This window comes from Dactylosporangium sp. CA-139114 (assembly GCF_050955725.1).
Classification (GTDB): domain Bacteria; phylum Actinomycetota; class Actinomycetes; order Mycobacteriales; family Micromonosporaceae; genus Dactylosporangium.
This window is the reverse complement of record NZ_CP192080.1, coordinates 4299325-4321913: the sequence shown is the minus strand read 5'-3', so window position 1 is coordinate 4321913 and position 22589 is coordinate 4299325. Positions and strand designations below refer to the sequence as shown.

The 22589-nt window shown below is 74.9% G+C and carries 21 protein-coding genes; 8 read left to right on the top strand and 13 right to left on the bottom strand.

The genetic code is table 11. From position 1 onward, the window contains the following. Positions 1–159 precede the first annotated feature (159 nt). Positions 160–669 (bottom strand): alpha/beta fold hydrolase, encoded by a 510-nt coding sequence (locus tag ACQP2P_RS19645; protein WP_433617968.1) that lies wholly within the window; start codon positions 667–669, stop codon positions 160–162. Between the two features lie 299 nt (positions 670–968). Between ACQP2P_RS19645 and ACQP2P_RS19640 the strand changes: the two genes are divergently transcribed. Both ACQP2P_RS19640 and ACQP2P_RS19635 read left to right on the top strand, forming a co-directional pair. Next, a complete protein-coding gene (locus ACQP2P_RS19640) occupies positions 969–1157 on the top strand; it encodes a hypothetical protein (RefSeq protein WP_433619603.1) in 189 nt (62 codons plus the stop codon). Further along, the gene (locus ACQP2P_RS19635; RefSeq protein ID WP_433617966.1) at positions 1154–1759 is read left to right on the top strand and encodes a TetR/AcrR family transcriptional regulator; all 606 of its coding nucleotides are present in this window, start codon (positions 1154–1156) and stop codon (positions 1757–1759) included. The genes ACQP2P_RS19640 and ACQP2P_RS19635 overlap by 4 nt, the downstream gene beginning before the upstream one ends. A gap of 104 nt (positions 1760–1863) precedes the next feature. On the opposite strand, the gene ACQP2P_RS19630 is transcribed toward ACQP2P_RS19635, so the two are convergent. Further along, positions 1864–2472 (bottom strand): acetoacetate decarboxylase family protein, encoded by a 609-nt coding sequence (locus tag ACQP2P_RS19630; RefSeq protein WP_433617964.1) that lies wholly within the window; start codon positions 2470–2472, stop codon positions 1864–1866. Positions 2473–2697: 225 nt separating this feature from the next. Here ACQP2P_RS19630 and ACQP2P_RS19625 point away from each other — a divergent pair, with 225 nt between their 5' ends. After that, complete coding sequence (locus ACQP2P_RS19625; protein ID WP_433617962.1) at positions 2698–3306, top strand: hypothetical protein; 609 nt, start codon at positions 2698–2700, stop codon at positions 3304–3306. A 75-nt stretch (positions 3307–3381) separates the two neighbouring features. Here ACQP2P_RS19625 and ACQP2P_RS19620 read toward each other — a convergent pair whose 3' ends face one another. After that, a complete protein-coding gene (locus ACQP2P_RS19620) occupies positions 3382–4611 on the bottom strand; it encodes a D-alanyl-D-alanine carboxypeptidase family protein (RefSeq protein ID WP_433617960.1) in 1230 nt (409 codons plus the stop codon). A gap of 144 nt (positions 4612–4755) precedes the next feature. Here ACQP2P_RS19620 and ACQP2P_RS19615 point away from each other — a divergent pair, with 144 nt between their 5' ends. Then, the gene (locus ACQP2P_RS19615) at positions 4756–6993 is read left to right on the top strand and encodes a putative bifunctional diguanylate cyclase/phosphodiesterase (protein ID WP_433617958.1); all 2238 of its coding nucleotides are present in this window, start codon (positions 4756–4758) and stop codon (positions 6991–6993) included. Here ACQP2P_RS19615 and ACQP2P_RS19610 read toward each other — a convergent pair. The 8 genes from ACQP2P_RS19610 to ACQP2P_RS19575 form a co-directional block, all read right to left on the bottom strand. After that, the gene (locus tag ACQP2P_RS19610; protein WP_433617956.1) at positions 6990–7361 is read right to left on the bottom strand and encodes an AtzH-like domain-containing protein; all 372 of its coding nucleotides are present in this window, start codon (positions 7359–7361) and stop codon (positions 6990–6992) included. The two genes, ACQP2P_RS19615 and ACQP2P_RS19610, sit on opposite strands and share 4 nt — an antisense overlap. Before the next feature lie 10 nt (positions 7362–7371). Further along, positions 7372–9045, bottom strand: coding sequence for a regulator (locus ACQP2P_RS19605; RefSeq protein WP_433617955.1), 1674 nt, complete (start codon positions 9043–9045; stop codon positions 7372–7374). Positions 9046–9050: 5 nt separating this feature from the next. Then, positions 9051–9731, bottom strand: coding sequence for a cysteine hydrolase family protein (locus tag ACQP2P_RS19600; protein WP_433617953.1), 681 nt, complete (start codon positions 9729–9731; stop codon positions 9051–9053). 11 nt (positions 9732–9742) lie between these two features. Then, entirely contained in the window at positions 9743–10438 is a 696-nt protein-coding gene (biuH, locus tag ACQP2P_RS19595) for a biuret amidohydrolase (protein ID WP_433617951.1), read from the bottom strand. After that, the gene (atzF, locus tag ACQP2P_RS19590) at positions 10435–12171 is read right to left on the bottom strand and encodes an allophanate hydrolase (RefSeq protein WP_433617950.1); all 1737 of its coding nucleotides are present in this window, start codon (positions 12169–12171) and stop codon (positions 10435–10437) included. Before atzF ends, biuH begins: the two co-directional genes overlap by 4 nt. A 118-nt stretch (positions 12172–12289) precedes the next feature. Next, a complete protein-coding gene (locus ACQP2P_RS19585; RefSeq protein WP_433617949.1) occupies positions 12290–12931 on the bottom strand; it encodes a GntR family transcriptional regulator in 642 nt (213 codons plus the stop codon). Between the two features lie 67 nt (positions 12932–12998). Further along, positions 12999–14345, bottom strand: coding sequence for a chitosanase (locus tag ACQP2P_RS19580; protein WP_433617948.1), 1347 nt, complete (start codon positions 14343–14345; stop codon positions 12999–13001). Between the two features lie 89 nt (positions 14346–14434). Beyond that, positions 14435–16663, bottom strand: coding sequence for an ATP-binding protein (locus tag ACQP2P_RS19575; protein ID WP_433617947.1), 2229 nt, complete (start codon positions 16661–16663; stop codon positions 14435–14437). Positions 16664–16727: 64 nt separating this feature from the next. Here ACQP2P_RS19575 and ACQP2P_RS19570 point away from each other — a divergent pair, with 64 nt between their 5' ends. From ACQP2P_RS19570 to ACQP2P_RS19560, 3 genes are all read left to right on the top strand, one after another. Beyond that, entirely contained in the window at positions 16728–17105 is a 378-nt protein-coding gene (locus ACQP2P_RS19570) for a response regulator transcription factor (RefSeq protein WP_433617945.1), read from the top strand. Between the two features lie 33 nt (positions 17106–17138). Beyond that, the gene (gene lysS, locus ACQP2P_RS19565; protein WP_433617943.1) at positions 17139–18794 is read left to right on the top strand and encodes a lysine--tRNA ligase; all 1656 of its coding nucleotides are present in this window, start codon (positions 17139–17141) and stop codon (positions 18792–18794) included. Between the two features lie 175 nt (positions 18795–18969). Further along, positions 18970–19608, top strand: a complete 639-nt coding sequence (locus ACQP2P_RS19560; protein WP_433617941.1) for an FKBP-type peptidyl-prolyl cis-trans isomerase — start codon at positions 18970–18972, stop codon at positions 19606–19608. Between the two features lie 62 nt (positions 19609–19670). Here the strand turns inward: ACQP2P_RS19560 and ACQP2P_RS19555 are convergent, their stop codons facing one another. Further along, entirely contained in the window at positions 19671–20816 is a 1146-nt protein-coding gene (locus tag ACQP2P_RS19555) for a trans-sulfuration enzyme family protein (RefSeq protein WP_433617940.1), read from the bottom strand. Between the two features lie 71 nt (positions 20817–20887). Here ACQP2P_RS19555 and ACQP2P_RS19550 point away from each other — a divergent pair, with 71 nt between their 5' ends. Continuing rightward, positions 20888–21484, top strand: coding sequence for an NlpC/P60 family protein (locus ACQP2P_RS19550; protein ID WP_433617939.1), 597 nt, complete (start codon positions 20888–20890; stop codon positions 21482–21484). Here ACQP2P_RS19550 and ACQP2P_RS19545 read toward each other — a convergent pair. After that, positions 21471–22577: an ROK family transcriptional regulator gene (locus tag ACQP2P_RS19545; protein ID WP_433617937.1), complete on the bottom strand. Its 1107-nt coding sequence runs from the start codon at positions 22575–22577 to the stop codon at positions 21471–21473. The genes ACQP2P_RS19550 and ACQP2P_RS19545 overlap by 14 nt on opposite strands. Positions 22578–22589: the final 12 nt, after the last annotated feature.

Below are 22589 nucleotides of genomic sequence, written 5' to 3'. Positions count from 1 at the left end.
GAAGAGCTACGCCGCGGCTGGCGGCAGGCGCCGGTTCACGAAGCCGTGGCGGCGACCAGGCCCCGGACACGCGAGCGGATCGTCGTTGAACGGCAGATGACCGCAGCCCCGCAGCCGCACCTGCCGGGCACCACGCCGCGGCTGGCGGCAGGCGCCGGTTCACGACGCCGTGGCGGCGACCAGCCCCGCACACGCGTGCGGATCGTCGTTGAACGGCAGGTGACCGCAGCCTCGCAGCCGCACATGCCGGGCGCCCGGCAGCAGCCGCCGGGCCCGGCGCGCCTGGAACGCGGGCAGGATCAGGTCCCGCGACTCCCACGCGACCGTCACCGGGATGTCCGCGAGCGCCCCGGCGTCGCCGAACCGGTGCCCCGCGAAGGCGTCCCGGGCCGCCGCGAAGCCGGGCGCCGCCGCGAGGGCCCGCGCGTCGGCCACGCCGGCCGCCGGATCGACCCGCGCCGGGTGCCCGAAGAACAGCCCGAACAGCGCGACCCGCCCCGCCGCCGTCGACGCCAGCCGCGGCAGCGCCGGCCCGCACGAGCGGGCGCAGGCCCGCGCCGCGGCGACCGAGGCCTGGCACCAGCGCCGCGACACCGGGCCCCAGAGGCCGACCGGCGCGAAGGCCGTCACCGACAGCGCCGCCCCGCGCCGGCCGAGCTCGGGCGCCACGCCCCCCGCCCATCGAGCTGCCGGCGACGTGGAAGGGCGGCGGCACGGCCGCGAGGACCCAGTCGGCGAGCGCGGGCACCGAGGCGGCGCCCGCGGCCGGGGACGTGCCGAAGCCCGGGAGGTCGAGCGTGCGCACGTCGGCGAGGCGCGCCGGCAGCGCGGGCCGCAGCGGGTCCCACACCTGGCGGCGGCTGCCCAGGCCGCGCAGGAGGACCAGCGGCGCCATACCCGCGATCGTAGTTGTTGACAGCCCGACAACAAGGGCTCAAGGTGGCTCGCATGAGTACGACGTCATCGTCGTGGGATCCGGGTTCGGCGGCGGCGTGCGCGCGCTGCGGCGGACCGGGAAGGGCCACCGCGCCGGCGTGCTCGAGACCGGCCGCCGCTTCGCCGGCGCGGACTTCGCGCCGGCGCCGGGGCCGGCCCGCGTGACCGGGACCGTCGGCGCCGCCGCGACACGCGATCCGGCGCTGGAGCCCGCCGCGTGACCGGGGCCGTCGCCGAGCGCGGGCGCCGCCTCGAGCCTGACCAGCGACGCGCCCAGATCCTGGCGTGCGCGGTGCGGCTCTTCGGCGAGCGCCCCTACGCCGAGGTGTCGACGACCGGCATCGCCGAGGCGGCCGGCGTGGCCCGCGGGCTGATCAACCACTACTTCGGCACCAAGCGGGACCTCTACGTCGAGGCCGTGCGGGTGCTCGTCACCATCCCGCCGGTCGCCGTGGAGCAGCTGCCCGCGGGCGGCCCGGCGACCCGGGTCGACGCCGGTGTCACCTGGTTCCTGGACGTCGTCGCGCGGCACGGCGCCTCCTGGCCGGCCGCGGTCGACGCCGGCGACCCCGACGTGCGCCGGGTCCTGGCCGAGGCCGACGAGGTCGCCGCGGACAGCATCCTGGTCGCGATCGGCCTGGCCGCCGAGGACGGGCACCGTGACGAGCGCCGGGCGATGATCCGCGCGTACTGCGGCCTGGCCAAGGCGACCGCCCGCGAGTGGCTCGAGCGCGGCGCCCTGACCCGCGAGCAGGTCCACACGATGCTCGCGACCACGCTCATCACCCTCGTCCGCGAGGTGTTGCCGCGGGTGCGCCCGTGACGCGGCGTGTGGACCGGCTGCACGAGCTGGTACCGCACCGCCACCGGCCGCGCGGTGACCAACTGGGCGGGGACGGCCTCGCAGTACCGCCTGTCCCGCTCCGACTACCGCTGAGCCGCGGCCCCGAACGACATCCGGAAGTCCTCGGCGACCAGCGAGACCAGCGGCCTGCGCCCGGCGAGGAACCCCAGCGGCCCGTCCGGCGCGAAGTCCCACCCGACCTTCGCCGTCCCGCACCGGGCCGTGGCCCGCACGGGCGTCGTCCTGGGCCGCCCGTGCAACACCTGCGTGCACCGGAACCGGACCGGCAGCCGCAGCAGCGGTCGCACGGCGGAGAACCCGGCCGAGGCGATCGACCCGGCCGAGGCCCGGGTGCCGGTGATCTCCAGCGCGGCGAGCTCCTTGGGAATCCCCCAGAGCTCCCGCCCGCCGTCGCGCGAGTCGACGCTGTCGACCCAGATGTGCGAGATCGTCACCCGGGGCCGGATCCCGGCCCGGACGAGCACGGCGGCCAGCAGCTCGCGATAGCTCATGTCCCCGCCGGGCCGGTAGTCCACCCACGCCGCGCCGACGAACGCCCGCGACCCGGCCCGCACGACCCGCACGGCCCCGCGCAGCTCGACGGGCAGCGGGGGCGCGGCGGCGACCGGGACCGCCCAGACCGACACGGTCATGCGGCCGCACAGCGACCACGGCTCCGGCGGGTAGCCCATGGCTCGGCACTCTACGCTTCTTGGCACCCTGCCAACAGCCGCCCGCGGGCCCCCGCCGGCGAGGGGCTCACCGCGACGCCGGCCGAGATGGCGGTGCGGGCGAGCCGGCTGACCGCCGAAGGCGTCCGGGTGACGCCGGGACGGCACCGCGAACATCGGGCGAAACGCTCACCCCGGACGGGGGCGGGCCGAGCTTAAGGGGCCCGCCCCGACCCCGGAGTGCCCATGACCCCCGAGCCCACCGGCCGCTCCTCGAACCCGTACGCCACCTACGTCGACCTCGACACGGCCGAGCAGCCGCAGAACGTGTACCCGCGGCAGCCGCCGCCACCCGCGAACGCGCCGCCGCCACCGCCCGTCGCCTCCCTCCTGCCGCCGCAGCAGCCCGAGCGCCGCACGCGGGGCGGGTTCAAGGTCGCCGGGGCCGTCCTGGTCGTGCTGCTGCTGGCCGGCGCCGGCCGGACCGTCGTGCGGGAGCATCGGCAGAAGGCCCGGGCCTGCGGCGTGATCACCACCGCGGTGGCCGGCCCGGCGGGGAGCGGCGCGGCGCAGGCGACGGCGGAGCAGGGGGCCGCCTTCCTCGACCGGCCGATCGACCCGGGCGAGATCGACCGGCAGCGGCGGGAGGACGCGCACAACCGCGCCTTCGCGGGCAACCTCTTCCTCCACCCGAGGCTGCGGGCGGCGCTCATCGGCATCGCCGACGACATGGACGCGCTGATCGACGTCCGGCTCGACACCCAGGGCGACCGGGGCGAGCGGGCCACGAGGGCCGCGCGGCTCGGCGACGCGCTCAACGGGCACGTGGCGGCCGCCCGGGAGGCCTGCCGCTGAGCCGGTGCGGTGCGCTCGCCGCCCGCGGCCGCACGGCGGCCGCACGGATGCGGGGCGGCGTGTCCGGGCCGTGGCTCAGGCGCGGATCCGGCGGGCCCGGCGGAGCATCACGACGGTGCCGGACGCGAACAGCACCACCAGCACGGCCAGCGCCACCACGCTGAACGAGAGCGAGCGGCCGGGGGCGGGGGGCCGCGCGCCCGCGGTGCCCGGGGCGGCCGCGGCCTCGGCGGCGGCCGACGGCGGCGGCGCGTGCAGGCGGGCCGCCTCCTCGGGCGTGACCAGGTGCCCGACCGAGGCGCCGGCGGGCCGGGTGAAGCCCCAGTCCAGCAGCGTCGTGCCCTGCTTCCAGGCGCGGGCGGGCACGATCTCGGCGCCCATGATCGTGACGACGAGCCGCCGGTCGCCGCGCTTGGCGGCGCCGACGTACGTGTGCCGGGCCTCGTCGGTGAAACCGGTCTTGCCGCCGATGGCGCCCGGGTACTCGGTCAGCAGCTTGTTCTCGTTCTGGATCTGGAAGCCCTTCGGGTCCTTCGGCGGCTGGGCCGGCCACTGGAAGGTCAGGGCGCTGTCGTACTGCAGGAACGCCGCCCGGTCCAGGTTCTCCCGGGCGATGAGGGCCAGGTCGTAGGCGCTCGTGAACTGCTCGGGGGCGTCCAGCCCCGACGGTGTGACCGCGTGCGTGTCGTCGGCGCCGAGCCGGTGCGCCTCGGCGTTCATGGCCGCGATCGTCGCCGGGACGCCGCCGTCGCCGCCCCCGACCCGGGCCAGGGCGTTCGCGGCGTCGTTGCCGGACTGCAGCAGCAGGCCGTACCACAGCGTGGAGACCGGGTACCGGCCCCCGGCGATGATGCCGACCAGCGAGCTGTCGCCGGGCAGGTCGAGGTCGGCCGGGGTCGCCTCGACGACCTGGTTCGGGTCGAGCTTGGGCAGTACCGTCGCGGCGAGCAGCAGCTTCTGCACGCTGGCCGGACGGCGGCGCAGGTGCGGGGCGCAGGCACCGAGCACCTCGCCGGTGTCGAGGTCGGCGACCACCCACGACATCGCCGAGGTGCTCGGCGGGGCGGGGGCACCGGGCGGGACGGCCAGGCCCGGGGTCGCCAGCTGCGCGCCGCCGACGACGGGCGCGGCCGGGTCCCGCTCGGGTGAGGGCGGGGTGGGCGGGATGGTGGCGATGGACGCGTAGGGGCACGGCACCACGGCGGCCGTGTCGGCGGCGGCGGACCCGGACGGCTCCAGCAGCGGCAACGGACCGGCCGACAGCGCGGCGGCCAGCGCGCCGGCACCCAAACGCCACAGATCCATGAGCGGAGCCTACCGAGACGGGCAGTCGCCCGCCGTGCGGTCGTGAACGCGGCGACGGTGGCGACGGATCGCCGCTGCCGGCGCACCCCATCCTGCACCAGAACCGCACTCAGAAACGGCGCCCACGCACCGATCGGTGTGGCCATGCCGGACAGCGCGCTCGAGCAGCACGAGATCGACTACCGGGCCCGCCAGGTCAGGCTGGGCACGTGGGTTGGCGTCGGGGTCATCCTGATCGGCGCCGTGCGGGTCCGGCTGGACTGGCACGGCGGCCCGTGGATCATCACCGCCCTGCTCGTCGCCGCCCTGGGACAGGCGGGACTGGCGATGCTGCCGTGGCAGCGGTACGTCCAGGCCCCCTGGCTCCCCCGGGCGCTCGCCGGGTGGTGGCTGGCCAATCTGGTGCTGCTGCTGGCGTTCACCGCCTACGACACCGCCGCGCTGGCGATCTACCCCGCCGGCGTCATGCTCGTGCTGGCCTCGACCGCGGCGCTGGCCGACCGGGGCTCCGTGATCGCGCTCGGCGCGCTCAGCGTCGCCGGGTACCTGGCCCTGGTCATCACCCGGGACCGGCCCGTCGGCCCCACCCTGGGCGCGCTGACGGTCACGCTCATGCTCGGCGTCACCTGGTTCTGCGCCCAGACCGCGAGCAACCGCAGCCGGCTGGACCGGGCCCGGCGCCGCGCCGAGAACAAGATCGAGGCGCTGCTGGAGGCCTCGTCCGACGCGGTGCTGGCGATCCGCGGCGACGGCCGCGGGGTGACCTACGCGAGCCCGTCGGTGCGTACCGTGCTCGGCTACGACACCGCGTTCGTGACCAGCGCGCTGCTCTCCGACATCACCCACCCCGACTACCTCCCCGTGTCCCAGGAGTGGTGGCAGCGGGTCATCGGCGGCGGGCCCGGCTACACCGCCCGGGCCGAGTCCCGCGTGCGCCGGGCCGACGGCGCCTGGATCTGGGTCGAGGTCATCGGCACCAACCGCACCACCGAGGCGCCGCTCTTCGCCGCGGTCATCAGCATCCGCGACATCACCGGCCGCAAGGAGCTGGAGGAGGAGCTGACCCGGCAGGCGTTCGCCGACTCGCTGACGGGGATGCCGAACCGGGCCCTGTTCCGCGACCGGCTCGAGCACGCCATCGCCCGCAACCGGCGCTGCGGCGGCCGGATCACCCTGCTCCTGGTCGACCTCGACGACTTCAAGCTCGTCAACGACAGCCTCGGGCACACCGCCGGCGACCAGCTCATCGCCACCACCGCGCTGCGCCTGCACCAGCAGCTGCGCGCCGCCGACACCCTCGCCCGCCTCGGCGGCGACGAGTTCGCGGTCCTCGTGGAGGACATCACCGAGATCGAGGCCACGGACCTCGCGGAGCGGCTGCTGGCCGCGATCCGCCGGCCGCTGCGGCTGGGCAACCGCGACGTCGTCTGCTCGGCGTCGATCGGCGTGGCGACCGCCAAGGCCGGCGACGGCGACGACGGGCCCGACCCCGGGGAGCTGCTGCGCAACGCCGATCTGGCCATGTACGCCGCCAAGGGCGCCGGCCGCGACCGCTACGCCCTGTTCGACCCGGCCATGTACGCCGGCATCATGCGCGAGGCCGAGGACCGCGCCGAGCTCGAGCGCGCGCTGGCCCACGACGAGTTCCTGGTGCACTACCAGCCGATCGTCGACCTGCCGACCAGCCGCCTCATCGGCGTCGAGGCCCTGGTGCGCTGGCAGCACCCGGCGCGCGGCCTGCTCGGCCCGAACACGTTCATCCCCCTGGCCGAGTCGACCGGGCTCATCGTGCCGCTGGGCCGCTGGGTGCTGCGCCAGGCCTGCGAGCAGCTGGCCGCCTGGTGCGAGCAGTTCCCGGCCGCGGCCGGGATCCGGGTCAACGTGAACCTCTCGGCGCGGCAGTTCCAGCACGAGGGGCTGGTCGAGGAGGTCGCCGGCATCCTGGCCGAGACCGGCGTCGACCCGCACCAGATCGTCCTGGAGATCACCGAGTCGCTGCTCATGCAGGACACCGACTCCACCATCGAGACCCTCGGCCGGCTCAAGGCGCTCGGCGTGCGCCTGGCCATCGACGACTTCGGCACCGGCTACTCGTCGCTGTCGTACCTCAAGCGCTTCCCGGTCGACATCCTCAAGATCGACCGCTCGTTCGTCGACGGCATCGACACCGGGAACGGCGACGCCACGCTGGCCGAGGCGGTCGTGCAGCTGGGCCGGGCGCTGCAGCTGCAGACGGTCGCCGAGGGCATCGAGACCGCCGAGCAGTGGTCGACGCTGCAGGACCTCGGGTGCGAGTTCGGGCAGGGGTACCTCTTCGCGCGGCCGGGCGCCGCCGACGAGATCTCCTCGATCCTCGGCGACGCCCGGGTCCCGCAGGGCTAAACCACGGACACGTGGGCGTGCACGATGCGCCAGCCCTCCGCCAGCCGCACCCACGTCTGGGACTGGCGGCCCTCGCCGGAGCCGTCCGGATAGCCGAACAGCGTCGTGACGGTGGCCAGGTCCGAGCCGAAGGTGCAGATCCGGGTGTCGTACAGCCTCCGCCCCGCCGGCACCGCAGGCTGGGCGGACCGCCACGCGTGCAGCGCGGCCGCACCGGTCTGGCGGTCCGCGACGCCGAACCGGGTCACCGCGGGCGAGTCCCAGAACCAGCCGGCGAGCGCCGCGGCGTCACCGGCCACGAGCGCCTTCTCGTAGTCGCCGAACGCGGCCGCGACCTCGGCCACGACGTCGGGGCGATCGATGTCCACGGTGCCCTCGCTAGACGGCCGGGGCCGCTTCGGCAGCGGCCGCGGAGGCCGGTTCGGCAGCGGCCGCGGGGGCCGGTTCGGCAGCGGCAGCGGCCGCGGGGGCCGGTTCGCCGCCGTCGTGCAGGCGGTCCAGCTCGGCCTCGTCGGGGTCCTGCTCGCGCGGGGCCGGGCGGCTCAGCGCGAACAGGCCGCAGACGACCGCGATGAACAGGTACCCCAGCGCCACCGGGCCGTCGGCGTTCCAGCCGACCTTCTCGGCGTGGATCAGCCCGACGAAGGACAGCACGGCGCCGGCCAGGGCGAAGATCCCCGCGTGGACGAAGCGCTTGTCGATGATGAAGGCCACGATCGAGCCGAGCACCAGGCCGGCCAGGATGGCGCCCTGGCCGAGGGTCAGCAGGCCGCCGTAGATGACGCCGTTGCCCTCGAGGGCGTCCGCGCCGACCTTCGCCGCGGTGGTTCCGGCCGCGGCGAGGGAGTTGTCGATCTGGCTCGTGGCCCACTGCGCGATGTTGGGCACCAGGGCCGCGATCACCGCCGCGGCGTGCGCCTTCGGGGTGAACTGGAAGGCCTGGGCGCCGATGAGCAGGCCGATGTAGAGCAGGATCGGCACGATCGCCGGCATCGGGAACACGGCGCCGAGCAGCCCGAACATGCTCAGGAAGCACAGCAGCGCGATGACGATGCCGGTGGCCATCGAGTAGCCGTTGCGCCCGCCGGCCTTCTTCCAGCCCGGGTGCCCGACGTAGACCGCCGGCGGGAACGGCGAGCCGAGCGCGGCGCCGACGATGGCCCCGGCACCGTCGGCCAGCAGCACGCTGCGCAGGTTGTAGTTGTCGCCGGCCGCCGCCGCGCTCTCCACGTTGGACATGCCCTCGGTGAAGTTGTAGACGCCGAGCGGGATGGCGGTGGCCAGCAGCGGGGCCACGTCGGACAGGCCGGAGAACAGCAGGTCCAGGTGCAGGCCGGGCAGGGCGAAGCCGATCTCGTGGGCGGCCGCGCTGACCGCGTTGCCGTGCATGGCGCCGCCGATCCAGCCCACGGCCGTGCCGACGAGCAGCGCGGCGAGGCCGATCGGGAAGTTGCCGGGCAGTCTCGTGTCGGTGAGCAGGCCGATGAGCAGCAGCGCGAACACCGGCAGGGCGACCCACGCGAGGCTCCACATCCGGGCCGCGGGCAGCATCGCGATGAACGTGATGGAGATGCCGGCCAGCGTGCCCAGCAGGGCCGCCCGCGGTGCGTACCTGCGGATGAACGGCCCGACGAACGCGCCGATGAGCACGATGACGCCGATGATGAACGCCCAGGCGAGGCCGGCCTTCCACGCCTTGGTCGCGTCCTGCGTCCTGAGGTACACCGGCAGCATGATGACGAAGATGACGATGAACATGTGCGGGACGCTGGGGCCGTAGGGCAGGGCCGTCACGTCGGTGCGCTGCTCCCGCCGGGCCAGGCGGCGGGCGAGGAAGGTGTAGTAGACGTTGCCGACGACGAGGGCGATGCCCAGGGCCGGCAGGATCGCGTGGAACACGTCGCGCTCGCTGAGCTTCACCACGAACAGGCACAGCGAGGTCAGGGTCAGCACGTTGACGAGCACGTTCACGCCGAAGCCGAAGAAGGCGTTCGTGTCGCCGCGCACCCACCACGGGATCTTCAGCGCGGCGGTCGGGGTCTCGGTAGCCATGTTGGTCACGTCCTCTGCAGCGATGACTGGAGGGCGGCGATGAACGCCGGCGACTCGGCGACCCAGCCGAAGATGCCGCCCTGCGCGGCGATCATCCTCAGGCCGGTCTCGTGGAACTCCGGGAAGTACGAGCCGACGCAGTCGGCGAGCACGAGGCACTCGTACCCGCGGTCGTTGGCCTCCCGGACGGTGGTGTGCACGCAGACCTCGGTGGTGACGCCGGTGACGACGAGGCTGCGGATGCCCCCGGCGGTCAGCCGCTCGCCGAGGTCGGTCGCGTAGAACGCGCCCTTGCCGGGCTTGTCGATGACCGGCTCGCCCGGGGCCGGGGCGAGCTCGTCGATGATGTCGTGGCCGTACTCGCCGCGGATGAGGATGCGCCCCATCGGGCCGGGCGCGCCGATGCGCAGGCTCGGGTCGCCGCGGTTGAGCTTCGCGGGCGGGCAGTCGGACAGGTCCGGCCGGTGCCCCTCCCGGGTGTGGATGACGGTCAGGCCGGCCGCGCGGGCCGCCGCGAGCAGGGCCCGCGTCGGCTCGATGGTGCGGCGCAGCTGGGCGACGTCGTTGCCGAGGGTCTCGCCGAAGCCGCCCGGCTCCATGAAGTCGCGCTGCATGTCGATGACGATCAGCGCGGTCGTCGCGGGATCGAAGGTGTACGGTCCGGGAACCGCGTCGAGGACGCCCACAGTGGACACTCCTAGCCGGCCGTAGCCGCGATGAGGTCGCCGGAGGTGGCGACGCAGCCGAAGACCCCGCCCTGCATGGTGACCATGTGCAGGGCCGCGGCGTGGTTGGACGGGTCGGTGGCGCCGGTGCAGTCCGACAGGATCAGGCACTCGAAGCCCCGGTCGTTCGCCTCGCGCATCGTGGTGTGCACGCAGACGTCGGTGGTGATGCCGGTCAGGATGAGGTGCGTGATGCCGTGCGTGCGCAGGACGAGGTCGAGGTTGGTGGCGTAGAAGGCGCCCTTGCCGGGCTTGTCGACGATCACCTCGCCGGGCAGCGGCGCGACCTCGGGCACGATCTGCCAGCCGGGCTCGCCCCTGACGAGGATCCGGCCGCACGGGCCGGCCGCGCCGATCTCGGCCCCGATCCGCGCCGAGCGCCAGCGCTTGTTGGGTGGCAGGTCGCTCAGGTCGGGGTCGTGGCCCTCGCGGGTGTGCACGACGAGCATGCCGAGCCCGCGGACGTGGTCGAGCAGCTTCGCCGTGGCCGGCAGGCCCGCCCGGGTCAGGCCGATGTCGTAGCCCATGCTGTCGACGTAGCCGCCCGGCCCGCAGAAGTCGGTCTGCCAGTCGATGCACAGCAGGGCGGTGCGCCCGACCGGCACCTGCCCGTCGTAGGGCCAGGCGTAGGGTTTCGCGCCGACGACCGGGCCGATGGTTGCGCTCATGGTCCCTCCTCGTGCCGGTGTGCCCGCCAGCCGCCGCTGGCGGTGATGTCCCGCGCGCCGGCGGTTGCGTACGCCTCGCACAGGAAGCCCTGGGTGACCGATCCGTCCACGGTGGACACGAACCCGATCGACAGCGGCGGGGCGACGCCGGCCAGCAGCGTCCCCAGCGCCGTGCTCGGCAGCCGCCAGATCTCGACCTCGATCGCCGCGCCCGCGCCCGCGGCCACCCGCACCAGCCCCGGCACGCCGCTGGGCAGCCGGTAGAGCCGGTAGCACTCGGCGGTGCGGGCGGTGCGCGCGAAGTGCCCGCCGAGCGCGACGAGCTCGCCGTTGCGGGCCTCGCCCCGCAGGTGGTGCCCGACGACCGCGAGCTCGACGAGACCCTCGTCCGGCGGCGCCGCTGGCGGCGCCTCCCCCAGCAGCGCGGCGGCCAGCGCGAGCAGGGTCGGCTCGCTGAACGCGGGCCCGATCAGCTGCAGCCCGGCCGGCCGCCCGTCCGGGGTGTGCCCGTTCGGCACGCTCACCACCGCCAGGTCGAGCAGGTTGGCGAACTGGGTGTACCGGCCCAGGACCGCGTTGCGCCCCAGCGGGTCGGCGGCGATCTCGGCGAGCGTGTACGTGGTGGGGATCGTCGGCAGCGCCAGCACGTCGGCGCGGGCGAAGAGCCGGTCGGTCGCGGCCCGCAGCTCGCGCAGGCGGTGCTGGGCCCGGAACGTGTCCGCGGCGGTGAAGCGGTGCCCGCCCCGCAGGATGCCGCGGGTCAGCGGCAGCACCTCGTCGGCGTGCCCGCGCAGGAAGTCCTCCAGGTCGGCCAGGCGCTCGGCGACCCACGGCCCCTGGTACAGCAGGCCGCCCGCCTCCAGCAGCGGGCCGACGTCGACGGGGTCCGCGCCGGCGGTGAGCCGGGCCAGGGCCGCACAGCCGGCGGCGTAGCGCTCCGCCTGCCCGCGGTCGCCCTCGAAGTCCAGCGTCTCGGGGCGGGCCACGGCCAGCAGTACCGAATCCGGGGCCTTGGCCTGTGCCGTTCCCGTGCGGGACCAGGGGTCCTCGGGGTGCGGGCCGGCCGCGACGCCCAGGACGGCCGCGGCGTCGGCGACGTCGTGGGTGAAGACCGAGACGCAGTCCAGGGACCGGCAGGCCGGCACGACGCCGAGCGTGCTGAGCAGGCCCCGGGTCGGCTTGAGCCCGACGATGCCGTTGAGCGCGGCCGGCACCCGGCCGGAGCCGGCGGTGTCGGTGCCGAGCGCGAAGGCGACCAGCCCGGCCGCCACCGCGACCGCCGAGCCGCTGCTGGAGCCGTCGGCGATGAGGCCGCCGCCGTAGACGCTCTCCACGGCCCCGTAGGGCGACCGGGAGCCGGTCAGGCCGGTGGCGAACTGGTCGAGGTTGGTCTTGCCGGTCAGCATCGCGCCCGCGGCGAGCAGGCGCTCGACCACCGGCGCGGTGCGCGGGGCCGGGTAGGCGAAGGCGGGGCAGGCGGCCGTGGTGGGCAGGCCGGCCACGTCGATGTTGTCCTTGACCGCGAACGGGATGCCGTAGAGCGGCAGATGCTCGCTCCCCCGCAGCTCCCGCGCCCGGCGCCGCAGCGCGTCCGGCTCGACCCGGCCGATCCACACGCCGTGCGGGGCGGGGGCGGCGATGACCTGCTCCGCGACGTCCTCCGGGCCGGTTTCGCCGCGCCGGTAGGCGTCCCGGAGGGCGGCGATCCCGCGGCGGGTGTCGATGCTGGTCATGCTGTCGATTGTCGACAGTTCTGTTACGCGGACCACCGCGCTGTGTAACGCATCGATGTCCTGCGCCTCACGGCGCGACGGCCCAGGTCAGGGCCGCGGCTCAGGTCAGGGCCGCGGCTCAGGCCAGGTAGGAGCGGGCGCCGTGCTCGGCCAGCGCCTCCAGCACGGCCGCGGCGTCGTGGGTCCGCACCGCCTCGTGGAGACGCTCGTGGCGGTGCACGCCGTCGTGCGGGCGGGCCAGGGTGGCCTCGCGGCGCAGGTTGAGCGCCATGTAGAGCTGGATCTTCACCAGGATCGACTCGTACGTGAGCGTCAGCTGGCGGTTCCCGGCCAGCGCCACCACCGCCACGTGGAACTCGCGGTGCGCGGTGGCCACCTCGAAGTGGTCGCCCCGCGCGTCGGCGGCCTGCATCGCCTTCATCGCCGCGGCCACGCCGGCCAGGTCGGCATCGGGCGGGGTGGCCTGCACGGCGTGGCGCTCGAGCACGTCGCGGACCGCGTACAGCTCCTGGATGTCGGTGTCCGACAGGATCGCCACCCGCACCCCGCGCCGCGGCAGGTGCTCGACCAGCCCCTGCTGGGCCAGCAGCCGCAGGGCCTCCCGCAGCGGGGCCCGGCTGATGCCGAAGCGGCGGGTCAGCTGCTCCTCGACCAGCCGCTCCCCCGGCTCGGTGCCGCCGCCGAGGATCTCCCGGGTGAGGCGGAGCGCGGCGAGCTCGACCAGGCTCGCGCCCGGCAGCTCGCCGCTCTCCTCCTTCATCGCCACAGTGTGGCAGATGGGCCGATCGGGATCGGGTGGGGCTTCAGGCCGGGACTCAGGCCGGGATTCAGGCGGTGATGGTGTACGGGTCGCCGTACACCTTCCACGACAGCGGCGGGTCGAGGTCGAAGTTGCGGTTGCCGAGGAACACCCGCTGCTCGGTGTCGACCCGGCTGGTGTCGCTGTGCGCCTCCTCGGTCTTCATCGCCGCGACCCGCGCGTCGAGGAAGGCGTTGAGGTAGGTCGCCTCGTCGCCGCCCTGGGCCGGGGTCTTGGCCTTGGCCATGGCGGCCTTGCGGATGCCGCCGAAGCTGACGGAGCTGTTGCCGGGGCCGTGCATGACGATCGCGTCGTAGTAGATGAACTGGCCCAGGGCCCGCAGGCCATCGGCCTTGGCCTGGCTGACGGACGGGTTGAAGTACACCCGGTCCCGCTCGTCGTTCTGGGCCTGCTGGAACGCCGGGTCGGCGGCGGCGGTGCGCCAGTCCTTGGTGAAGTTCGGGTCCAGCCCGGCGTGCGAGTCGCTGTTGTTGACGCCGCGCAGCGCCGGCAGGTACTTGGCCAGCACGTTGCCGGGCACCCGCTGGGTGTAGAGCTCGACGAGCTCGAGCATGTCGCCGGTGCCGGAGCAGAAGCCGATGATCCCGGCGGTGTAGCCGCGCCCGTCGCCGATGTCCTCGATGTACTTGTACTGCGCCTTCCAGTCCAGCGAGGAGTTCTCCGCCGAGGACACCAGCTGCATCGCGATGTCCTTCTTGCGCGGGTCGTTGAGATCCTTGCCCGGGGTGGCGGTGGGGCTCCTGGTGGGCGAGGCGCCGGCGGACGCGCTGCGCGACGGGGACGCCGAGGGCGAGGCGGAGGCCGGCGGGCCGCCGGTGCGCGACGCCGACGGCGAGGCGGTCGGGGTGCCCTCGGTGAGGCCGGTGCCGTACACCTTGAACTCCCACAGCGAGTAGCCCCACTGGGTGCCGCGGGCCGTGCCGAGGAGCCGCACGTAACGCCCGGTGCCCGACAGGCCGGTGAGGTCGTCGGTGCCGCCGTCGCCGCCGGTGGTGCTGTAGACGGCGGTCCAGGCGTTGCCGTCGGCCGAGGTCTCGATGCGGTAGGCCTTGCCGTAGGCCGCCTCCCACTGCAGGTTCACGTGCGTGATGCGCTTGGCCGCGCCGAGGTCGACGCGGATCCACTGCGGGTCGGAGCCTTCGGCGCTGGCCCATCGCGTGCCGGTGTTGCCGTCGAAGGCCTGGGCGGCACCGAGCGACGAGCTCTCCACCGACGAGGACGTCGCCGGGCGGCCCTGGGAGAGCAGGGTCTCGGTGGCGGCGTCGGCGCCCTGCATGACGACGACGGTCGTCACGGTGCCGGCGGCGAGCAGTGCCGCGGCGCCCAGGCCGGCCAGCCTGAGGGGGTGGTTCACGAGGTGCCTCCGGAGGAAGTCTGTCAGGCAAGTTGCCTGCCAGATCCTTTGATCGGAGCGCCTCGATGTCAAGGTTCCTAAATGAGACTTCATTTCACGTTATGGTTGGCGGCTCGGACCGCGGCCGCGGGGCGCTGCAGACGCTCCCAGCCCTCGCCGGTGTCCGGCTCCCCGCCCGGAGTGCGGTGCGGCAGCAGCACGCTGAAGCGGGTACCGCCGCCGGGGTTGTCCTCCACCGCGATCGCCCCGCCGTGGCGCTCCACGATCCGCCGGCAGATGGCCAGGCCGAGGCCCGTGCCGCCGTAGTCCAGCGCGCGGGCCCGGCGGAACGACTCGAACACCCGGCCCTTCTCCTCGTCCGGGATGCCGACGCCCCGGTCGGCGACCTCCAGCCGCACACCGTCGGGCCCCTCGGCCGCGGAGATCTCCACCCGGGGCGCGACCCCGGCCGGGGTGTACTTGACGGCGTTGCCGACCAGGTTGTCCACGACCAGCCGCAGCAGCCCGGCGTCGGCCCGCACGGTGGGCAGCGGCCCGATCCACACCGACGGCGCGGGCGGGGCGGCATCCGGCACGGCCGGGGACAGGTAGGCCGCGGGGCGGGGCGCGGTCCGCTCGGCCACCACCGACTCGACCAGCGCCCGCAGGTCGATCTCGGCCACGTTGAGCGGGGCGTCGCGGGCGGTGGTGTAGGCGAGCAGGTCGTCGATGATGTCCCGCATCCGGGTCGCGCCCTGCCGGACCCGCTGCAGCGCCGCCCCGGCCGTCCCGGTGCGCGGCGGCACCCCGCCCAGTGCGTCGGCCGCGACCGCCGCGAACCCGTGCACCGCCGTGAGCGGGCTCTTGAGGTCGTGCGCGACCACCGCCGCGAACTGGGCCAGCTCCGTCTCGTAGCGCCGCAGCGCCGTGATGTCGTGCAGCACCGCGACCGCCCCGCCCGGGCCCCCGCCGGAGCGGTCCAGGGGCCGGGCGCTGACGCTCACCAGGATGCCGTCGGGGTGGGTCGCGTTGCGGATGACCATCTCCACCCCGTCGACCGGGATGCCGTCCAGCGCCCGGACCATGGGCAGCTCGGCCGCCGGGAACGGGGTGACCCGGTCGGGCCGGAAGGCGCCGTAGTGCGCGGGCCAGTCCTCGAGGTGCTCGGCGTCCTCGGCGGTGCCGAGCAGCGCCCGGGCCGCCGGGTTCTGCAGCAGCACCCGCCCGTCCTCGCCGACGACGGTCACCCCCTCGCCGACGCTGGTGAGGATCGCCTGCTGCAGGGCGGCCTGGTCGCGGGCCTCCCGCCCGGCCGCGCGCAGCTCCCGGGTCGCCGCCCGCACCAGCACGAGCGCCTTGGCCCGCCGGGAGCCCAGCACGTGCACGAGCGCGGCGATGAGGACGCTGAGCAGCGCCCCGGAGGCCGCGGCGACGAGGGGCCGGTCGGTGAAGGCGCCCGGCAGCTCGTGCGGGTCCGCGGCCACCTCCAGGCGCCACCGCCGCTGGGCGATGTCGAGGTCCCGGGTCCGCTGCAGCGCGTCGGACGGGGGCGCGATCGGGTGCACGGTCGCGATCGGCAGCAGCCCGCCGCCCTCCTGCGCGGCCGAGAGGGTCGCGGTGACCCGCGGGTGCAGGACCGAGCCGATCGCGCCGCCGAAGAAGTCGGGCCCGCGCAGGCCGAGCAGCACGAAGCCGCGCAGGCGCCCGTCCACGGCGAGCACCGGGGTGGCCAGGTTCAGCGTGCGGCGGCGCTGGGCCGGCGGCAGCGCGGTGTCGCGGGCGTCGACGGCGGCGGTGGACACCGCGGACCCGCCGAGGCTGCGGGCCTGGCCCAGGACGTCGGCGACCTCCGGTACCGCCGCGAGATCCGCGCCCCCGGCGGCCGGCGCGCGCCCGTCGAGCTGGCGGCCGTAGACGGCGAAGTAGTGCCGGTCGGTGCCGGGGCCGGGCCGCAGGGTCAGGCCCGTCGCCCCGGTCGCCCGCCAGGCGTCCTGCACCGCGGGCACCTCGGCGGTGGCGGCGGGCACCACGAAGACCACGGCGGTCGCCCCGGCCAGGTTCTCCCCCGGCACCCGCACGGTGGCCCGGTCGAAGGCGGCCGGGGTCAGCGCGTCGTGCGAGCCCAGGGCGGCCGCGATCGTGTCGATCGTGTCGAGGTAGCGCTGCACCTCCCCGCCGACCGCCGCCTGCGCGAGGTCGACCTGCCGGTCCATCGCCTGGGCGGCCGAGCGGCGCTCCTTCTGCGCGAGGGCGACGCTCACCCCCGCGGTCGCGAGCAGCCCGAGCAGCAGCACGACCGCCGCCAGCCCGAGCGGTACGTACCGTCGCCCCGAATGCACCTCTCAACCATATTTGACCGAATTTCTCCGTATACTGGTGTCAGCGCGATTCGGGGAGGAAGTCATGTCGACGGTCCTGGTTGCCGAGGACGATCTGGCCATCCGCGATCTGCTCACCTTCCTGCTCGACACCTCCGGGCACCACGTGCTGGCCTGCGCCGACGGCGGCAGCGCGCTGGACACGGCCCGGCGCGAGCACCCGGACCTGGCCATCCTCGACGTGAGCATGCCCGGCATCAACGGCATCGAGGTGTGCCGGGCGCTGCGCGAGCGGGCCGACACCGAGCTCATGCCGGTGCTCATGCTCACCTCGCACGGGCAGTGGCTGGACGTGAGCACCGGCTTCGACGCCGGCGCCGACGACTATCTCGTGAAGCCCTTCGAGCCCAGCGAGCTGATGTCCCGGATCGAAACGCTGCTCGAGCAGTCGGGGGCCGACTAAAATCCGCTCGACCGGATCGGGCAAGATAGTCGGGTGACGCACAGTATCGCTGACGACTGGGTTGCCCGCTTCGCCGACGAGGTCATCGAGGCCGCGAAGGACCGCGCGCCCGGCAAGCCGATCGTCTGCGCGTCCGGCCTGAGCCCCTCCGGCCCGATCCACCTCGGCAACCTGCGCGAGGTGATGACCCCGCACCTGGTCGCCGACGAGATCCGCCGCCGGGGCCACGACGTGGTGCACATCCTGTCGTGGGACGACTACGACCGCTTCCGCAAGGTGCCGGCCGGCATCGAGGGCGTCGACGAGTCGTGGAGCGAGCACATCGGCCGCCCGCTGACCGCCGTGCCCGCGCCGCCCGGCAGCCCCTACGCCAGCTGGGGCGAGCACTTCAAGGCGGCGATGGCGGCCTCGCTGGAGCAGCTCGGGGTGCAGTACCGCGGGATCAGCCAGACGCAGATGTACCGCTCGGGGGCGTATGTCGAGCAGATCCTGCTCGCCATGCGCGAACGGCAGCACATCGACGCGGTGCTCGGCAAGTACCGCACGAAGATCGCCCCCGAGGAGAACGACGAGGACGGCGAGGGCGCGACCGGCTACTACCCGTATCGGCCGTACTGCTCGGTCTGCAACCGCGACACCACCACCGTCACCGCCTACGACGACGAGACCACCGAGCTGACCTACACCTGCTCCTACGGCCACGGCGCCACGATCCTGCTGGGCGAGCACCACAACGGCAAGCTGGTGTGGAAGGTCGACTGGCCGATGCGCTGGGCCTACGAGGGCGTGCACTTCGAGCCGTCGGGGGTCGATCACACCTCCCCCGGCTCGTCGTACGTCGTCGGCAGCCAGCTCGTCGCCGAGATCTTCGACGCCAAGGCCCCGATCGGCCCGATGTACGCGTTCGTCGCCATCGCCGGGCAGGCCAAGATGAGCAGCTCCCGGGGCGGGGTGCCGACCCCGGCCGACGCGCTGCAGATCATGGAGGCGCCGCTGCTGCGCTGGCTCTACAGCCGCCGCCGCCCCAACCAGGCGTTCAAGGTCGCGTTCGACGACGAGATCCAGCGCATCTACGACGAGTGGGACACGCTCGGGCGCAAGGTCGGCGAGGGCACCGCGGCGCCGGCCGACGCCGCCGCCTACCACCGTGCGGTCGGCACCGCCGCCGGGCCGCTGCCGGTGACGCCGCGCCCGCTCGCCTTCCGCATGCTCGCCTCGGTCGCCGACATCACCGTCGGCGACCCGGCCCAGATGCTGCGGATCCTCACCGACGTCGACCCCGCCAACCCGATCGTCACGCTGGAGGAGGCGCGGCCCCGGCTGGACTGCGCGGTGCGCTGGGTCACCACCTACGTGGCCGACGAGCAGCGCACCCACGTGCGCGCCGAGCCCGACGCCGAGCTGCTGGCGTCCCTCGACGACGAGCAGCGCGCCGCCCTGGCCCTGCTGGCCGAGCGCCTCGAGGACCAGTGGTCGCTCGAGGGGCTGACCAGCCTGGTGTACGGCGTGCCGAAGATCCGCCTCGGCCTGCCCCTGGACACGAAGCCGACGCCGGAGCTCAAGGTCGCCCAGCGGGAGTTCTTCTCACTGCTGTACCGCCTGCTGGTCTCCCGCGAGTCGGGCCCGCGGCTGCCCACGCTGCTGCTGTCACTCGGCGCGCAGCGGGTGCGCACCCTGGTCGGCGCGTAAGCACGGCATCGCCGGGGTGCGGCGGCGGCCCGAGCTCGGGCGGTTCGCCACGCTACCGGGGAGCCGGCCGCGGCCCGGCGCGGGCTCAGCGCCCCGCGGGAACCGTGAGCGCCGGTGCGGGTTCGTGGCCGTGCCCTCACGGAGGGTCCCGGCGGCGGTGCCGTACGGTGTTGCGGTGACCGAGCGAACGGATCTGCTGTCCAAGGCCGAGAAGCGCGCCGCCGCCAGGGCCGCGCGGGCCCGTGCCGCGCGCGCCGCCCAGCGGCGGCGAACCCTGTCCATCGTGGGCGCCGCGGTGGCCGTCGTCGCCGTGATCGCCGCCCTGGTGGTCCTGGTGGTCGTCAACAGCGGCTCCTCGAACCCGTCGGCGAGCCCGTCCGGCGCCGCCACGACCGGGGCCGCCGCGACCGAGGCCCCGTTCCCGCCGGTCCCCGCGGGCGCCGACCCGGCCCTGTTGAAGAAGCCGGAGGCGAAGGCCGGCGGCGGCACGCTGACCAGCCTCGTGAAGACGACGCTCATCGAGGGCACGGGCCCGGCCACCGCGGCGGGGCAGTCGATCACCGTGAACTACGTCGGCGTGACCTACGCCGACGGCAAGGAGTTCGACGCCTCCTGGGACCGCAAGCAGGCGTTCACGTTCAGCCTCGGCGGCGGCCAGGTCATCAAGGGCTGGGACCAGGGCCTCGTCGGCATCAAGGTCGGCTCGCGGGTCCAGCTGGACATCCCGCCGGCCCTCGCCTACGGCGAGAACCCCACCGGCGGCCAGCCGGCGGGCGCGCTGCGCTTCGTCGTGGACGTCCTCGCCGCCCAGTAGCGCGCCGCGGGCCTGGTCTGCCATGGCGTACCGGCCGAGCACGGCGCCCGGCCGCGCACGGCTCACAGCGCGTCGAGGGCCTGGACGAGGTCGGCGATGATGTCCTGCGGCTCCTCCAGGCCGACCGAGAGCCGCAGCAGCGCCGGATCGATCCCGCCCGCGGTGCCGCCGTGCGTGAACAGCAGGCTCACCGGGTGCGTGATCAGCGTCTCGGTGCCGCCGAGGCTCACCGCGTTCAGCGCCAGCCGGGTCCCCTCCAGGACGCGCTGAGCGGCCTGCGCCGAGGCGACCGTGAACGACAGCATGCCGCCGAACCCGCTCATCTGCCGGCGCGCGAGCTCGTGCTGCGGGTGGCTCGGCAGGCCCGGGTAGTGCACGGCGGTCACGGCCGGGTGGGCGGCCAGGGCCTCGGCAACCGCCTGGCCGTTGGCGTTGTGCCGGGCCATCCGCAGCGGGAACGTGCGCAGGCCGCGCGCGAGCAGCCAGGCCTCGAACGGGTGGCAGGTCGGGCCGAGCACGCGCGCGGTCTCCCAGGCGCGCTCGATGAGCTCGGCCCGGCCGGTGAGCACGCCGGCGGTGACGTCGCTGTGGCCGTTGAGGTACTTCGTCGCCGACTGCACCACGAGGTCCACGCCGAGGTCGAGAGGGCGGGTGTTGTACGGCGAGGAGAACGTGTTGTCGACCACGAACAGCGCGTTCGGCGCCGCGGCCCGCACCGCGGCCAGGTCCGTCAGCACCATCGCCGGGTTGCTCGGCGTCTCGGCGTAGACGAGGTCCGTGTGCTCGTCGACGGCGCCCGGGAGGGCCTCCTGCGCCACCAGGGCGACGTCCACGCCGAAGGAGGGCAGCACGTCGCGCAGCAGCGTCAACGCCGCCGTGTAGTGGTTGGTCTGGGCGACGACCCGGGTGCCGGACCGCACGTTCGACAGCAGCGCGGCGCTGACCGCGGCCATCCCGCTGCCCAGCAGCAGCGCCCGCTCGGCGCCGTCGAGGCCGGCGAGCATGGCCTCGGCCTCGGCGGCGTTCGGGGAGCCGTAGCGCGTGTAGTAGCCGACGGGCGCCACGGCCTCCGCGATCTGCGCGGCCTCGGGGCCGCGGGGTAGCTCATAGGTGCTCGTCTGATAGACCGGTGTCGTCACCGGGGTGCCGCCCGGCCGCTCGGGGACGTCCGGGTGCAGCAGGCGGGTCATGCTCGGGCGGATCTCCATGGACCCAGTATCGCCGCTTCCGAGATGCCCGATTCGCCACGAACGAGAGGGTTCTTCGTTATGTTGCCTCCATGCGACATCGGATCGGAGCGGTTGTCCTCGCTCTCGCGCTGCTGGGTGTACCGCAGCAGGCTCACGCGGCGGACCGGCCCCAGACGATCGTGGTGCAGCCCGGCGACACGCTGTGGGGGCTCGCCCGCCGCAACGGCACCACGGTGCAGGACCTGCAGCGCCTCAACAACCTCGGCACGTCCACCCTCATCCGCATCGGCCAGACGCTCGTCCTGCACGACGACGCGGCCGCGATCCGGGCCCGCAAGACGGCCACGGCCATCGCCTACGCCAAGGCCCAGGTCGGCAAGCCCTACAAGTTCGCCACCGCCGGGCCCGACACGTTCGACTGCTCGGGCCTGGTGATGATGGCCTGGGACGCGGCCGGCGTGCGGCTGCCCCGGGTCACGTACGACCAGATCAAGGTCGGCGAGCGGGTCACCCGCGACCGGCTGGTCCCCGGTGACCTCGTGTTCACCAACAACGGCGGCCACGTCGAGCTCTACATCGGCGACGACCAGGTGGTCAACGCCGGGCACACCGGGGTCTCCGTGCACCTGCAGGACCTGCCCCGCGAGGAGCAGATCGTCGCCTACGTCCACCTCACCGACGTGTGACGAGGTCCTCGAGGAGCACGGCGAAGGCCGACTCGGCGGCCCCGATCGACGGCCCGAGGGCGCCCAGCCCGGCCGGGACGATCGGCGGGAGGGCGTCGCGGCGCCAGGCCATCGCGGCTCGCCGTACCGCCGCCGAGAAGACGTCCCCGGCCGAGGCCAGCAGGTCCGCGCCCAGCCCGCCCAGGGTCACCACGGCCGGGTCCAGCGCGTTGAGCAGCGCCCCGACGCCCCGGCCGAACGCCTCGGCCGCCCCGTGCACGGCGGCGCGGGCGGCCCCGTCCCCGGCCTGCGCGGCGGCCAGCACCTCGCCCGCGAAGGCCCGGGGGTCGGCCGGGGCGGGCCGGCCGAGCGAGCGGGCCATCGCCCGGCCGTCGACGGTCACGTCCCAGCACCCGCTCGCCCCGCACGGGCAGGCCAGCGCCGGATCGCCGAACGGCACGTGCCCGAACTCGGCGGCGCCCGGCGCCGGGGCGCCGTCGATGAGCACGACCCCGCCGACGCCGACCTCGACGGTCAGGTGGAGGGCGACCGCGTGGCCCCGGGCGGCCCCGCGCCGGGCCTCGGCCACCCCGGCGAGGGCCGCGTCGTTGCCGACGGTCAGCGGCAGCCCGCACCCGAGGCCGCCGAGGTCGACGTCGCGCCAGTTGAGGGTCGCGGCCTGCACGACGGTCGTGCCGCGCACGGTCGCGGGGACGCAGGCCGCGACGGCCACGACGCGCTCGGCGCGCTCGGCGCGCAGCGCCCGCACCGCGTCGGCGATCTCGCCCAGCACCGTGGCGGCGTCGCCGCCGTGGCGGCGCGCGGGCGCGGGGTCCAGCGCTCCGCCGACGGCCGCGGTGGTGACCCGCCAGGTCGCGTGGGTGAGCTCGACCACGGCGACGAGCGGCCCCTCGGGGTGCGGGACGAGCACGGTGGTGGGCCGGCCGCGCCCGGCGCTGGGCGCGGCGACCTCGCCGAGCAGCCGGGCGGCGCGCAGGCGCCCCATGACCTCGGTGGCCGAGCCGCTGCTGAGGCCGAGCCGGGCGGCCGCCTCGGCCCGGGTCACCCCGGGATGCGCGTGAGCGAACCGCAGCAGGTCTAGGGCGGCGGGCATTCCCCGAATATA